Source organism: Pseudonocardia xishanensis (assembly GCF_039541715.1).
GTDB classification, from domain to species: Bacteria; Actinomycetota; Actinomycetes; order Mycobacteriales; family Pseudonocardiaceae; genus Pseudonocardia; species Pseudonocardia xishanensis.
On the sequence record NZ_BAABGT010000092.1, the window covers coordinates 22,681 to 36,832 of the forward strand.

Genomic DNA, 14,152 nt, shown 5'->3' on the forward strand with positions numbered 1-14,152 from the left:
GACCGGAGGTGGGTCGATGACGACTGCGGCACGCACCACGGTGGCGGAGGTCCACGCCCGGATGGACCGGCTGCCGATCACGCGCGGGCACCGGTTCGCGCTGGTGGCGGTGGGGATCGGGATGTTCTTCGACCTCTACGAGGTGTTCCTCGCCGGCACCCTCGCCACGGTCCTGGGCAAGGAGTTCGGGGTCACCGGCATCGCCCAGAAGCTCGTGCTCGCCTCGGCGTTCGTGGGCGCGTTCGTCGGGGCGATCACGCTGTCCCGGTTGGCCGACAGGGTGGGGCGGCGCCGGGCGTTCTTCCTGACCCTGGGCCTGTACTCGCTGTTCTCGGTGCTGGCGGCGTTCAGCCCGAACGTCGAGCTGCTGATCGTCTTCCGCTTCCTGGCCGGGGTGGGGATCGGGGCCGAGCTGCCGTTGTGCGACGCCTACCTCTCCGACCTGCTCCCCGCGAAGCGCCGCGGCCGGATGATCGCCTGGGCCTACACGCTGGGCTTCTGCGGCGTCCCGGTCGCCGGGCTGCTCGCCCGGGTGATCACCCCGCACACCCTCCTCGGGCTGGCGGGATGGCGGTGGATGTTCCTGTTGGGCGGGCTCGGCGCGCTCATCTGCTGGCTGATGCGCCGCGGGTTGCCCGAGTCGCCCCGCTGGTTGGCCTCGGTCGGGCGGGCCGAGGAGGCCGACGCCGTCGTGCGGCGCTTCGAGGCGGAGGCGGGCCCCCTGCCTGCGCTGGGCCCGGTGGCGGACACCGGGCCGGTCCGCCGCGAACCGGTGCGCGCGTTGTTCCGCGTGCCCTGGCGCCGTCGGACGATCATGCTGTGGATCTTCCAGCTGTTCCAGACCTTCGGCTACTACGGCTTCGGCACGCTCGTGCCGCTGGTGTTGGCGGCCAAGGGCTACGACGTCGTGCAGGGCCTGACGTTCACCGCGCTCAGCTTCCTCGGCTACCCGCTCGGCTCGGCGCTGTCGATCCCGCTGATGGAGCGCATCGAGCGCAAGACCATGATCGTCGGCGCGGCGATCGGGATGATCGTGCTCGGCCTGGCCTTCGGGTACTCCACGAACGCCGTGGCGATCGTGCTGCTCGGCTTCCTCTACACCGTGGTCAGCAACCTGTTCTCCAACGGCTTCCACGTCTACTCGGGCGAGCTCTTCCCGACGACGCTGCGCGCGACCGGCGCGGGTGTCGCCTACTCGCTGTCCCGGCTCGCCACCGCGGTGATGCCGTTCCTGCTGGTCCCGCTGTTGGACTCGGCGGGCCCGACGGCGGTGTTCGTCGCGATCGCGGCGGCGATGGTGATCGTGGCGGTGGACGTCGGGGTGTTGGGGCCGCGCACGACCGGGCGGAGCCTGGCGGAGCTCAGCTCCCCCGAGAACCCCACCGCCGCCCCACCAGCCGGGCGAGGAACGGGGCGACCAGGAGCATGAGGATCACCCGCAGCACCTGGACGGCGACCACGAAGGTCACGTCCCCGCCGGAGGAGATCGCCGTGGCCAGCACGGCGTAGACGCCACCGGGGGTGGTGGCCAGGTAGCCGTCGAGCAGGGAGGCGTCGGTGGCCCGGGAGAGCACGAGGCCGAGCCCCGCACAGGCCGCGACGATCGCCAGGATCAGGGCCGTGGCCGCCGGAAGGACCCGGAGCACGGTGCGCAGCGCGGCCCGGGTGAAGCGCAGGCCCGCCTGCCAGCCGATGACGGCGTACGCCACGTCGACCAGCGGCTCGGGCACCGTCGCGCCGAAGGTCAGCCCGCCCAGGCTCAGGGCCAGTGCGACGATCATCGGCCCGAGCAGCGCCCCGGCGGGTACGTGCAGCCGGGCCGCGACGGGAACGCCGACCAGCGAGCACACCGCCACCAGCAGCAGCCCGAGGTACCAGGGCGCGGAGGCGGGCTGCGCCCCGCTCCCGACGCCGACGTGCGCGGCCCCGAACACCGCCGTCGCCACGATCGGCATGGTCGCGGTGACCATCCCGACGCGCAGGTACTGGATCACCGAGACGATGCGCTCGTCGCCGCCGAGCTCGCGGGTGACGGCCACCAGCCCGGACGCCCCACCCGCGGTCAGCGCGAGCATCCCGGTGAGCGGCGAGACCCCGCGCTGCAGGCCCAGCAGCAGCCCCGCGGCCATGCTGACGACGAGCGTGCCCAGGCTGACCAGCAGCACCGGCAGCCAGTCCGCGGCGACCGCGGAGAGCGTGTCCGGCCGCGCCAGGATGCCGATGACGACGCCGATCACGGCCTGGCCCCCGGCCGTCACCGGTTTCGCGACCCGCTCCGGAGCCACCCCGACCAGCGCGAGCACAGTCCCCACCGCCAGCCCCGCGAACAGCGCGGGGGAGGGGACACCGAACAGCTGCAGCAGGGCCGTCACCCCGACGGTGAGGACGACCAGCAGCGCCCACCGGCCCCAGGGGAATGCTCGGAGATCGCGCACCCCACGACCCTGTCACGTGGCACAGTGATCGTTGATGGGCACCGTCAGGGAAGACACCGCCGAGAGCTCGCCGGTCGGCCGCGAGCTCAGCAGGTTGACCGCCACCGACTCCGAGTTCGCCCTCCGGGAGGAGGTCGTCGGCGGGATCCCGATGCGGGTCTACGTCCGCGGGCCGCACACCCTGGCCGAGATGATCACGGACTCGGCGGCCTTCGCCGACCGGCCGCACTCGTACTACCGGGACGAGAGCCGGACCTACGCCGAGCACCTGCGCGAGGTCCACGCCCTGGCCCATACGCTGCTCACCGAGTACGGGCTCGCCCCGGGGGACCGGTTCGGGATCGCGATGCGGAACCTGCCGGAGTGGAGCGTCGCCTTCTGGGCCGGGCAGCTCGCGGGGCTGGTCGTCGTGCCCATGAACGCCTGGTGGACGGGTGTCGAGCTGGCCTGGGCGGTCGAGGACTCCGGCGCGCGGGTGGTGATCGCGGACGAGGAGCGGACCGCGGCGCTGGCCGGGCGCGTCGAGGTCCCGCTGGTCCGGGTGCGGGGCACGGGGGACTCGCCCGCGCGCTCGTGGACCGAGCTCCTCGCCGCCGTCGACCCGACGGTCGGGCCACCGCCCGTGACGGTCGGCCCGGACGACCCGTCCACGATCCTGTACACCTCCGGCACCACCGGGCGGCCCAAGGGCGCGGTGCACAGCCACCGCAACCACGTCACCAACGCGCTGAACACGATGCTCGCCGCCCGGGCCGGGGCGGCGGCGCGCGGGGTGGCCCCGAGCGGCCCGACGGGGGTGCTGCTCACCTATCCGCTGTTCCACATCGCCGGGCTGAACAGCCTCTACGGCCAGGTGCTCAACGGCGGCTCGCTGGCCACGATGTACCGCTGGGACCGCGACGAGGCCCGCCGCCTGGTCCGCGAGCACCGCCTCACCGGCGCGGCGGGCGTCCCGACGACCCTGCGCGAGCTCGCGGAGGACGCGATCGCGCACCCGGACGAGCTCGGCACGCTGACCCGGTTCGCGATGGGCGGCGCGCCGATCCCCGGTGAGCTGGTGAGCCGGATCGGGCGCGAGCTGGGCCCGTACGCGACGAACGGGTACGGCCTCACCGAGACCACCTCGGCGATCTGCGCCAACGTGTCCGTGGACTTCGTGGCGCACCCGGACAGCGTCGGGCGGCCCGCGCCGGGCGCGGAGCTGCGCGTCGTCGACCCGGAGTCCGGTGTGGACACGGCGGAGGGGGAGGTCGGCGAACTCTGGTTCCGCGGCCCCACCGTGGTGTCGGGGTACTGGCGCAATCCGGACGCGGACGCGGGCGCGTTCGTCGACGGCTGGTTCCGGACGGGGGACCTCGGGTTCGTCCGGGCGGGCTGGGTGCACGTGGTGGACCGGCTGAAGGACGTCGTGATCCGCGGCGGCGAGAACGTCTACTGCGCCCAGGTCGAAGCCGCGCTGCACGAGGTGGCGTGGGTGGCGGAGGTGGCGGTCTACGGGATCCCGCACGAGACGCTGGGGGAGGAGGTCGCCGCGGCGGTCCGCCCGACCCCGGGCGCGGGCGGCACGAGCGAGGCCGAGGCGGAGCTGCGGGCCGTGGTGCGGGACCGGGTGGCGAGCTTCGCCGCCCCGACCAGGATCGTCTGGTGGGACCGGGAGCTCCCGAAGACCCCCACGGGCAAGGTCCTCAAACGCACCCTCCGCGACGAGACCCCCTAGCGGGCCGGACACCGGGGCCGTCGGGTCAGTCGTCCAGCTCGGCGAGGCGGGCTTCGGCTCGGGCGAGTCCCGCGGCGGCGTCCCGGGAGGCGCGGCTCGCCTCGCGTTCGGCTTGGGCGGCGTCCTTCACCGTCGCCGTGGCGGCGGCGCGGGCCTCGCGGGCCCGCTCCAGCTCCGCCGTGAGCCGTTCGACGAGCGCGGTGGCCTCGTCCCGGTCCGACTCGGCGTCCCGGAGGGCGGCGGCGGTGTCCTCGTGGGCGTCCGCGGCCCGGCCCGCGGCGCGCCGGGCCTGCTCGACGGCCTCCCTCGCCTCCGCGCGTGCGGCCTCGCGTTCGCGACGTTCCCGCTCCTCCCGCTCCCGGCGCTCCCGCTCGGCCCGCTCCCGCTCGGCGGCCGAACCCCCGTCGGCGGACTCGGCAGCGGCGGATTCGGCGGCGGCGGGTTCGGCGGCGGGCTGGGTGCCGGACTCGTCGACCGCCTCGCCGGGCCGGTCGTCCCCGTCGCCGAGACCGGGGCGGCGGCCGCGGTGGCGCGGCTCGACACCCGGCAGGCCGTGGCCCGGTCGCCCCGGAGCGGGGCGGCGCGGGGTGCGCGGGGCCCGGCGCTCGCGCGGCTCACGGGGGGCGGCCGGGTCCCGCGGCGTGCCCCACCCGCCGGACGACGCCTCGCCGGAGTCCGGGCCGAAGCCCGACCAGCTGATCGTGCGGGTCAGCCGCCCGGAGCGCACCTCGTCGGCGATGTCCGGGTCGGCCAGTGCGGCGTCGAGGATCCCGCGCAGGTCCCGCTCGACGGTCTCGGTCACCCGGTGCCCGTCCGCCGCCGCGATCCGACGCGCCTCCTTCGCCATCGCGCCGACGAGCTTGGATCGCTGCGCGGACAGCTGACGGAGCTGCGGCCCGTCGAGTGAGCGCTGAGCGGTGGACAGGGAGTCGGCGAGGTCGAGCAGGGTGTCGAGCTGGTCCCCGCGCTCTCGGGCCAGCAGGTTGGACAACCACGCCGCCTGCGTCGGACGCCGGAGCCTGCCGATCGCCTTCGCCGCGTCCTTGTCGCCCGCCTCACGCGCCTCGGCGACCAGCTCGTCCCGCACCGGGACGAAGTCGTCCGGGGGGACGCCGTACAGCTCGTCCGCGGCGGCGTCGATGCGCTCGGCCGCCCCCGGGGCCTCGGCGGCCGCCGTTCCGTCAGCGGAGTCGCGTCGTTCCGATGGCACGGTCCGGTTCACCCTCACTCGATTCAGTGTGGCAGCCATCACAACTTCGGGCTGCGATGACGATTCGTGACCGCGGCGAACGGGCACCCCACCACCATGAGCAGCACCACAGTCATCCTAGTGATCGTCGTGGCGGTGATCGCGTTGTTGGCCCTCGTGGCCGTCGCGTGGTCGCGCAGTGGCAAGCGGCGCAGCGAGCGCCTCCGGGAGCGCTTCGGGCCCGAGTACGACCACCAGCTGGCCGAGACCGGCGACGCGGCCGAGACCGACCGGATCCTCGCCGAGCGCGAGAAGCGCCACCGCTCGATCACGCTCCGCGAGCTCGAGCCGCGCGAGCGCGAGACCTTCGAACACCGCTGGACGGACGTCCAGCGCGAGTTCGTCGACGACCCCGGCCGGGCCGTGGAGCACGCGGACAACCTGGTGGACGAGCTGCTCTCCGCCCGCGGGTACCCGGTCGACGACGCGTCGCGGCGCGCCGAGGACGTGTCCGTCGACCACCCGGAGGTCGTCCAGCGCTACCGCGAGGCCCGCCGCATCGGCGCCGCCCACCGCGAGCACGGCGCGGACACCGAGGACCTGCGCTCCGCCGTCACGGCGTACCGGGAGCTGGTGCAGGCGCTGTTGGAGGGCGACTCGGGCCGCACGAGCACCAGCGCCTGACTCCCGCCCTCACCCGAACGACTCAAGGAGCCTCACGATGAGCGACGACCGCAGCTTCATGGACAAGGTCCTCGGGCGGGACGAGCCCGCCAGGGACGACACCGGCCCGGTGGACACCCACGACCGCCGCGCCGACAGCGCTGTCGACACCCCCGCCCCCCGCTCGCCCCAGGACGGTCCGACGAGCGAGGACGCCCGCGACCCCGGCTACGACCGGCCGGTCGACGGGACGCAGGACCAGCGGCAGGCGCAGCGGATGCGCCCCGCCGACGCGCCCGTGGACGTCCGCCGAGACGCCGAGGTCGACGGCGGCCGGGAGCGGCTGCACGACCAGCGACAGGACGCGGGCGGCGGGACCCAGGGCTTCCGCGACGGGCACCAGGCCGCCGACGGGTCACCCACCACCGGTGTCACGGACACCCGCCCCACGTCGGGCGCGCACGCGACCGACGACCGCCGGGGCTCCGAGTGGAGCGAGCCGGGAACCGGCCACGGTGACGGCCACGACCGCGTCGACCACGGAACCGGCCACGGCCGGGACGGCGCGCACGTCGGCGCCCACGACCAGGTCGGCGCGCACGACCGCAACGGCCACGGCCCCGACGGGAGCCGAGACCACGGCACCTCCCTCGTCGCCACGGACCGCGCCGAGGAGTACCGCCGCCGGTGGGAGACGCTGAAGGCCGGGTTCGTCGACGAGCCCCGCGGGGCCGTCAAGGAGGCCGACGAGCTCGTCGGCCGCGTCCTCGACGACGTCGCCCAGCTCTTCGCCCGCCAGCGCTCCGAGCTCGAAGCGGACCTGCGCGACGAGCAGGCCTCCACCGAGGACCTGCGCCAGGCGCTGGGCCGCTACCGCAGCTTCTTCGACCGGCTGCTCACCGTCTGACCCCGGACGTGCGAACGCCCTCCCACTCGGGTGGGAGGGCGTTCGCACGTCTGCGCGGGATCCGTCAGATCGTGAGGACGTACGCGGCGTCCGGCTCCAGCACCCGGAACGTGAGGCTCTCCTCGATGTAGAGGTGGACCGTGTCCGCGTCGTGGTGGCTGTAGCCGACCGCGAGGTCCTGCCCGACGTCCAGCACGAAGTCCCCACCTCGCGCGCTCACCAGCACCGCCCCGTCCACGCCGACCGACCAGATCACCTGGCCGCCGAGGATGTTCGTGAGGTGGTCCAGCAGCAGGTAGCCGCCGAGCTCGGTGGTCTCCACGATCTTCGTGTAGAGCGCCGGACCCACGCACAGCGCGAACGGGCCGCCGATGCCGTTGCGGCGCAGCGCGTCCACCCCGCGTGCCACGATCCCGGGCCACTGCAGGCAGTCCTCGCCCAGCGCCGCCGAGGGGTACGGGGTGGTGTCCGCGATGCCCTCGATCTGGGCCGCGGGCCAGCCGTGGAACACCGCCCGGTTCTCGATCTCGGCGGCGACGCGGGCCGCGCGGGCCAGGTCGTCGAAGTCCGGGTCGGCGGCCCCGCGCTGGACGTCGTCGATCTCGTCCCGGCTGACGGTGAACGGGACGCGGATCTCGGACAGCGGCTGCACGCGGCGCGCACGGGTGCGCACCTCGGTGGCGCCCGCGACGCCGGGCGGCGGCCCGGCGAGCGGGGCGGTGCGGCCCAGCGAGTAGGCGGACCGGTGCCAGCCGCCCGCGCCGACGAAGTCGACCACCTTGCGGGCCGCCAGCAGCGGGGTCAGCCGCTCCCGGGCCTCCTCGTCGATGGCCTTCCAGGACTCGGTGGGGATCGGGGCGTGCGCTCTGAGCAGGTGGTCGGAGGGTGCGGTCACGGGTCGTGCTCCTAAGTGGTGAGGTCAGCGGGGGCGCAGGCTGCCGATGCCGAGAGAGGTGTCGCCGGAGAAGTCGGACGGCGGGGTGATCTCGCGTTCGATGCGGTCCACGTAGGCCTGGGGGTCCTTGTCCACCACGTCGAGCCCCCTCGTGCCCTCGTGCCGCTTCTTGAACGCGGTGAACTGTGCCCCGAGCGACTCGCGCAGTCCACTGTGGGCGTGGAGGCGGAAGTCCGGGAGACCCTCGTTCTCCTCCTCGCCCATGTGCTCGTCGTTGGCGGCGCGGGCCGCGTCGACGCCCTCCCACCAGCCTGCGCTCCCGACGGGATGCCGGTCGGCCGCGCGCACGCCGTCCCGGATGTCGTTGTGGTCGCCGATGGCGTCGAGCGTCTCCTCCTGCGGGTCGTTCTCGCCCCGGCGCAGCAGCTGCGGGTAGAAGATCCGCTCCTCGGCCTCGGCGTGGACGTCCAGCAGGTCGGCCAGCGGGCGCCAGAGCCCGCGCAGGGCGGAGGGGTCGGCGTCGGCGGCACGAAGCTCGTCGAGCTCGGCGAACCGGCGGCGGAACCACTCGTGGTCGTCGAGGATCAGCTCGGTGATGTCGGGCACGGCGGGCACGCTATCGCCGCGGAGCCCGCCGCGCCCGTCGGGCATCAGCCCTTGTTCTCGTGGGTGGCGACGATCGTCGCGCGGGCGAGGGTGTGGCTGAACAGGTTGAAGCCGAGGAAGGCCGGGGTGGCGCCCTCCGGGACGCCGAGCGACTCGACGTCCACCGCGTGCACCACGAAGTAGTACCGGTGCAGGCCGTGCCCGGGCGGCGGGGCGGCGCCGAGGAAGCGCTTGAGGCCGCCGTCGTTGGCCAGCGTGAAGGCGGACCCGGGCAGGTCGGCGCCCTCGTCGCCCGCGTTCGTGGGCAGCGAGGTGGTGGACGCGGGCAGGTCGACGACCGCCCAGTGCCAGAAGCCGGACCCGGTGGGCGCGTCCGGGTCGTAGCAGGTGACGACGAACGACTTCGTCTCCGGCGGGAATCCGCTCCAGGTCAGCGCGGGGGAGACGTCCGCGCCGCCCGCGCCGAAGATGCCGGAGAGCTGGGGGGTGTCGAGCGTGCCGCCGTCGACGACGTCGGTGCTGGTCACGTCGAACGACGGGACCTCGGGCAGCTCGCTGTAGGGGTCGTGGCTCATGGCTCCCGATCATGGCACCGATCGCGGTGGCAGGCTGTGCCGGTGGAGATGCTGCTGCGCGCCACCGGACCAGCCACCGCGCGACCAGCACCGACACCGCGATCAGGGTCAGCGCCGCCCCCGCCGGGAACGGGGCTCCGTCCGCCACCGGTTCCGGGCCATCCGCGAGCGCAGGCACACCGTGCAGGCGATCGAGGCGGACGCGCTGTCCGCGGCGCGGGCCGAGTTCCTCGCGGCCCGCGGTGACGGGGCGTGGACCCCGAGGCCGCGGACCGCGTGCTGCGCAGGCTGGACCTGCGCACCGTCGTCCTCGAGTGAGCGCCGGGCGACTCAGGTGACGGTGATGCCGCCGTCGACCGCGATCGTCTGGCCGGTGACGTACCCGCCCGCCGCACTGGCCAGGAACACGACGGCCGCGGCGAGCTCCTCGGGGTCGCCCTTGCGGCCCAACGGGATCCGCTCCATCATCTGCTCGAGATAGCCCGGCTTGTACTGGTCCGTCATCTCGGACTCGAAGAAGCCCGGGGCCACGGAGTTCACCCGGATCCCCTTGCGCCCTCCCCACTGCTGGGCCAGGTCGCGGGTCAGCCCGATCAGCCCGGCCTTGCTCGCCGCGTACGCCGCCTGGGGCAGCCTCGCGGTGGTCAGGCCCAGGATGCTGGAGATGTTGATGATGCTGCTGCCGGGCTGCATCACCCGTCCGCAGGCCTGCGCCATCCAGTAGCAGCCGTTCAGGTTCACGTCGATGACCTGGGTGAACTCCTCGACCGTCTCCCGGGTCGCCGGGACCGCGGTGCCGATGCCCGCGTTGTTCACCAGCACGTCCACCCGGCCGAACTCGGCCATGGCGGCGTCCACCAGGGCCTGGCAGTCCGGTTGGCGGGCCACGTCGGTGGCCACGCACAGCGCGCGCCGGTCCTCGGCCTCGACGAGCTTCCGGGTCTCCTCGAGGCGGTCGACCCGCCGGGCGCCGAGCACGACGTCCGCCCCCGCCTCCGCCAGACCCTTCGCGAAGGCCACCCCGAGACCGGACGACGCGCCGGTGACGATGGCCACTCTGCCGCTGAGCGAGAACCGCTCCAGTACCGTCATGGCGGGCACTGTAATGCAGTCGCACCATTCTGGGACGTGGCGCGGGCGACACGTGGTTGCGCACACCGGGTGGCCCGGTGCGAGGATCGCCTGGTCGGTCGAAGATCAGAGCACTGATCGACCGGACAGGCGTGGTGGTTCGACAGTCGAAGGAGACGAGAACATGGCGGAGAGCCGGCAGCGGGTCGCGATCGTGACGGGCGCGGCGCGCGGGATCGGGGCGGCCACGGCGCTGCGCCTGGCGCAGGACGGCTTCGCCGTCGCCGTGATCGACCTGGAGGAGTCCGCCGCCAAGGGCACCGCGGACGCGATCGCCGCCGCCGGGGGCACGGCCATCGCGGTCGGTGCGGACGTGTCCGACGCCGCCGCGGTCGAGGCCGCCGTGACCCGCGTGGCCGAGGAGCTGGGCGGGCCGACCGTGCTGGTCAACAACGCCGGCATCACCCGGGACAACCTGCTGTTCAAGATGACCGAGACCGACTGGGACGCCGTCATGGGCGTGCACCTCAAGGGCTCGTTCCTGATGTCGCGCGCCGTGCAGAAGCACATGGTGGACGCCAAGTTCGGCCGGATCGTCAACCTGTCGTCGACCTCGGCGCTGGGCAACCGCGGCCAGGCGAACTACTCCACCGCGAAGGCGGGCCTGCAGGGCTTCACCAAGACGCTCGCGATCGAGCTGGGCAAGTTCGGGATCACCGCGAACTGCATCGCGCCCGGGTTCATCGCCAGCGAGATGACCAAGGCCACCGCCGAGCGCCTGGGCGTGGACTGGGAGGAGTTCAAGTCCGCCCGTGCCGCCGAGATCCCGGTGCAGCGCCCGGGCGACGTCGAGGACATCGCGAACACGGTGTCGTTCTTCGTGGACGAGCGCGCGGGCTTCGTGTCCGGCCAGGTCATCTACGTCGCCGGTGGGCCCAAGGCGTAAGGCACCGGGCGGGGCACCGGGCGGGGCGCCGGGTCGGCGCCCCGCTCCCGGGCTCAGCTGCTGGCGGGCGCGATGCCGATGGCGTAGGGCGCGAGCGGCTCCCGGCCGTCGACCGGGACCTCCTGGTCGCTCATGTTGACCACGACCGCACCGCCGTCCGGGGCTCGGAAGGCGATCAGCGGCTGCGTCTGCGAGGTGCCCAGCTCCATGCCGCCCGCGGCCATCCGGGGGACCAGCCACTCCCAGGCCGCGGTCAGCGGGGTCGGCTCCCCGCCGGAGGAGACGGTCGCGTCCGTCCACAGCGCGGCGTACTCCAGGTCGTAGCCCTGCGGGCCCCAGAGCAGGGCACCGGCGGCGCCGGAGCGGGCGAAGGCGTCGACCGCGGAGAGCGTGGCGGCGGCGCTCGCCTGGCTGGTCGGCGACGCCTCCTGGCCCTGCGGGACGTCCGGGTAGAACTCGGCCCACCAGATCGGCAGGTCGGTGCGCTGTCTCAGCCAGCGGTCCACGTCGACGAACTTGCGGGCGGCGTCGTCCAGCCGCCCGGAGATCGTCCCGTTCCGGACCGCGGTGCCGCCGTCCACGACGAGGAAGTCCGCGCCCCGGTTGTGGCGGAACCAGTAGTCCAGCGCGTCGAGCACCCGCTGGTCGACGTTGCCCCAGGGGCCCGCGAGCTCGCTGGAGGCGTTGGTGTCGTCCGGTGTGAGGCTGATCATCACCGGGTACGGGCCGCCGACCAGCACGTCCGGGCGGACCTGCTTCACCGCGGCGTAGACCCGGTTGTAGAGGTCGGTGTAGCCCTCGTAGTCCCAGCGGTTCCACTCCGGGTGGAAGAAGCCCTTGAGCTCGTTCCACACCTGCACCCGCTCGATCTGCGGGTAGCGCTGCACGGTCTGCGCGACCAGGTCGGCGTACGCCTGGAACGACGCCGGGTCCGGCGCCTTCTCGAGCTCGTCCCAGTCCGTCCGGCCCGCGGGGCCGCCCTTCATCCAGTCCGGCGCGCAGCAGGCGGTCAGCATCGTCTTGGCACCGGTGTCCTCGACCAGCTTCATCCGCTTGTCCAGGCTGGACCAGTCGTAGTCGCCGGGGGACGGCTCGGGGTTGAGGGTGCCGAAGCCCATCAGGTGCACGTTCTGCCAGGTGGCGCTCTTGGCGAGGATGGCCTGGCCACGGGCGTTGGACTCGGCCGGATCGTGGTCGTCCAGCGTGCTCTGGGTGTGGGTGACGCCCAGCTCCAGCGGGGTGGCCTGCGGCTGCCAGTCCCAGCCCTCGGACAGGTCGACGCCGGCGGCGGTACGGTCCGGGCCCTCGCCGGTGGCGGGGGGCGAGGAGCAGCCCGTCAGCAGGACCAGTCCCGCGGCGGCGGAGGCGAGCAGGGGAACGAGACGGTGTCGCACGAGGGAGAGGGTGTCAGCGGCCGGCTGTGGTCCTGCTGAGAGCCCTGCGCTGAGCCCGCCCGTCGCGGATCTCGTAGACCCGGTCCATCCGGTCCAGCAGTGCCTGGTCGTGGGTGACCAGCAGGGTGGACCGTCCGGCGGCGGCCGAGAGCAGGTCGTCGAGCACGGCGTCCCGGGTGGCCGGGTCGAGGTGGGCGGTCGGCTCGTCGAGGACCAGCAGGGCGGGGTCGGTCAGCAGCGCGCGGGCGAGCGCGAGTCGCTGCCGCATGCCGCCCGAGAGCCGGTGGCCGTGCGTGCCGACGAGCTCGTCGAGGCCCAGGTCCAGCCGCACGCGCTCCAGGACCGCCCGCAGCGCGGCGTCGGTCGCCTCGGGGGCGGCCAACCGCAGGTTCTCCCGGACGGTGCTGTCGAAGACGTGCGGGTCCTGCGGGACCCCGCTCACGGCGTGCCGGACGGCGTCGGGCGACCGGCGCAGCAGGTCCACGTCGCCGAGCAGGACCCGGCCGGTGGCGTCGGCGAACCGGAACAGGACCCCGGCCAGCGTGCTCTTGCCCGCCCCGCTCGGCCCGACGACGGCGACGTGCGCCCCCGCGGGCACGTCCAGGTCCACCCCGTGCAGCACCTCGGTCTCGCCGTACCCCGCGCGCAGCCCGCGGATCCCCAGGTCGGCGGGGGTCGACGGTACCGGGGTCGGGTCGGCGGGGCGGGTCGCGGGCGAGGTGTCGAGCACGGCGGAGAGCCGGTCCCCGCTCTCCCGGACCGCGCCCAGCCGGGCCGCCGCGGCGGGCAGCGGCGCCACGATCTCGAAGGCGGCCAGGGCGGTGAGGACGAGCACCGCGAGCGGGATCGGCGCGAGCCTCCCGTCGGCCACCGCGGCGACGCCGAGCAGCAGCGACCCCCACAGCGTGAGCCCGGCGACCAGCGCGCTCGCACCCGCGCCCAGGCCGAGCAGGCCGGCGTCCCGCCGGGCGACCCGGGTCAGCTCCTCGTCGGCGGCGACGACGCGCGACCGCGCCCGGTCCATCGCGCCGTAGGCGATCAGGTCGGGGGCGCCGTGCAGGGTGTCGACGAGGGTGGTGGCCAGCTCGGTGCGGGCGGTGGCCGTCCGGCGGGCGGGCCCGCGTCCGGCGCGGGCGGCGAGCAGCGGGACCGCGAGCCCGGCGAGCAGCAGGCCGCCGAGCAGCAGCAGCCCGCCCTCGGCGAGCAGCGCCGTGGACAGCGCGACCACCCCACCGCCGACGAGCAGGGCGCTCAGTGGTGGGGTCAGGCCGCGGATCAGCAGGTCCTGGGTGGCGTCGGTGTCGCTGACCAGCCGCGAGACGAGGTCGCCGCTGCGGAAGCGGCGGATCGGCTCGGTGGCGGCGAGGCGGGCGTAGACGCGGTCGCGGGCATCGGCGAGGGTGCGGAGCGCGGCGTCGTGGGTGACCAGGCGTTCGAGGTAGCGCGCGACCCCACGCGTGACCCCGAGCGCCCGGGTCAGCACGACCGCCACGCTCAGCGCGGTCACGGCGGGACGGGTGGCGGCGGTCGCGATCAGCCACGCGGCGAGGGACAGCAGACCGACCCCGGACGCGGTGGCCAGGGCGCCCCACAGCACGCCGACCACGAACCGTGCACTGCGGGGGCGGGCGAGGGCGAGCATGCGGGTCAGGCCGGTCATCGGACGGGCTCCGGGTGCGTGGGGGTACGTTTCGTGCGGTCAGCGCGGTCAGCGCGGTCAGCGCGGTCAGCGCGGTCAGCGCGGTCAGCGCGGT

Annotated in this window: 13 protein-coding genes; 5 read left to right on the forward strand and 8 right to left on the reverse strand. The window is 74.4% G+C overall.

Features of this window, described 5'->3' with window-relative positions:
* The first annotated feature begins 16 nt into the window (after positions 1 to 16).
* Positions 17 to 1,429 carry an MFS transporter gene (locus ABD993_RS27875; RefSeq protein ID WP_345424851.1) on the forward strand — a complete coding sequence of 471 codons (1,413 nt, stop codon included), beginning with the start codon at positions 17 to 19 and terminating at the stop codon, positions 1,427 to 1,429.
* Here ABD993_RS27875 and ABD993_RS27880 read toward each other — a convergent pair.
* Positions 1,362 to 2,435, reverse strand: coding sequence for an AbrB family transcriptional regulator (locus tag ABD993_RS27880; protein WP_345424854.1), 1,074 nt, complete (start codon positions 2,433 to 2,435; stop codon positions 1,362 to 1,364). The two genes, ABD993_RS27875 and ABD993_RS27880, sit on opposite strands and share 68 nt — an antisense overlap.
* 34 nt (positions 2,436 to 2,469) lie before the next feature.
* On the opposite strand from ABD993_RS27880, the gene ABD993_RS27885 reads away from it, so the two are divergent.
* A complete protein-coding gene (locus ABD993_RS27885) occupies positions 2,470 to 4,152 on the forward strand; it encodes a class I adenylate-forming enzyme family protein (protein WP_345424857.1) in 1,683 nt (560 codons plus the stop codon).
* Positions 4,153 to 4,177: 25 nt separating this feature from the next.
* Here the strand turns inward: ABD993_RS27885 and ABD993_RS27890 are convergent, their stop codons facing one another.
* On the reverse strand, positions 4,178 to 5,362 hold the full coding sequence (locus tag ABD993_RS27890) for a hypothetical protein (RefSeq protein ID WP_345424860.1): 1,185 nt from the start codon (positions 5,360 to 5,362) through the stop codon (positions 4,178 to 4,180).
* A gap of 96 nt (positions 5,363 to 5,458) precedes the next feature.
* Between ABD993_RS27890 and ABD993_RS27895 the strand changes: the two genes are divergently transcribed.
* Together ABD993_RS27895 and ABD993_RS27900 are read left to right on the forward strand one after the other, a co-directional pair.
* Positions 5,459 to 6,025 (forward strand): hypothetical protein, encoded by a 567-nt coding sequence (locus tag ABD993_RS27895; protein WP_345424863.1) that lies wholly within the window; start codon positions 5,459 to 5,461, stop codon positions 6,023 to 6,025.
* Between the two features lie 37 nt (positions 6,026 to 6,062).
* Positions 6,063 to 6,911: a hypothetical protein gene (locus ABD993_RS27900; protein WP_345424866.1), complete on the forward strand. Its 849-nt coding sequence runs from the start codon at positions 6,063 to 6,065 to the stop codon at positions 6,909 to 6,911.
* A gap of 64 nt (positions 6,912 to 6,975) precedes the next feature.
* Here ABD993_RS27900 and ABD993_RS27905 read toward each other — a convergent pair whose 3' ends face one another.
* From ABD993_RS27905 to ABD993_RS27920, 4 genes are all read right to left on the reverse strand, one after another.
* Positions 6,976 to 7,806 carry a family 1 encapsulin nanocompartment shell protein gene (locus ABD993_RS27905; RefSeq protein ID WP_345424869.1) on the reverse strand — a complete coding sequence of 277 codons (831 nt, stop codon included), beginning with the start codon at positions 7,804 to 7,806 and terminating at the stop codon, positions 6,976 to 6,978.
* 24 nt (positions 7,807 to 7,830) lie between these two features.
* On the reverse strand, positions 7,831 to 8,412 hold the full coding sequence (locus ABD993_RS27910) for a hemerythrin domain-containing protein (RefSeq protein WP_345424872.1): 582 nt from the start codon (positions 8,410 to 8,412) through the stop codon (positions 7,831 to 7,833).
* A 44-nt stretch (positions 8,413 to 8,456) separates the two neighbouring features.
* On the reverse strand, positions 8,457 to 8,987 hold the full coding sequence (locus tag ABD993_RS27915; RefSeq protein ID WP_345424875.1) for a YbhB/YbcL family Raf kinase inhibitor-like protein: 531 nt from the start codon (positions 8,985 to 8,987) through the stop codon (positions 8,457 to 8,459).
* A gap of 330 nt (positions 8,988 to 9,317) precedes the next feature.
* The gene (locus ABD993_RS27920) at positions 9,318 to 10,079 is read right to left on the reverse strand and encodes an SDR family NAD(P)-dependent oxidoreductase (RefSeq protein WP_345424878.1); all 762 of its coding nucleotides are present in this window, start codon (positions 10,077 to 10,079) and stop codon (positions 9,318 to 9,320) included.
* A gap of 163 nt (positions 10,080 to 10,242) precedes the next feature.
* On the opposite strand from ABD993_RS27920, the gene fabG reads away from it, so the two are divergent.
* A complete protein-coding gene (fabG, locus tag ABD993_RS27925; RefSeq protein WP_345424881.1) occupies positions 10,243 to 11,004 on the forward strand; it encodes a 3-oxoacyl-ACP reductase FabG in 762 nt (253 codons plus the stop codon).
* 53 nt (positions 11,005 to 11,057) lie between these two features.
* Here fabG and ABD993_RS27930 read toward each other — a convergent pair whose 3' ends face one another.
* A complete protein-coding gene (locus ABD993_RS27930) occupies positions 11,058 to 12,398 on the reverse strand; it encodes a hypothetical protein (RefSeq protein WP_345424884.1) in 1,341 nt (446 codons plus the stop codon).
* A 13-nt stretch (positions 12,399 to 12,411) separates the two neighbouring features.
* Positions 12,412 to 14,058 carry a thiol reductant ABC exporter subunit CydC gene (gene cydC / locus ABD993_RS27935; protein ID WP_345424886.1) on the reverse strand — a complete coding sequence of 549 codons (1,647 nt, stop codon included), beginning with the start codon at positions 14,056 to 14,058 and terminating at the stop codon, positions 12,412 to 12,414.
* Between the last annotated feature and the right edge of the window lie 94 nt (positions 14,059 to 14,152).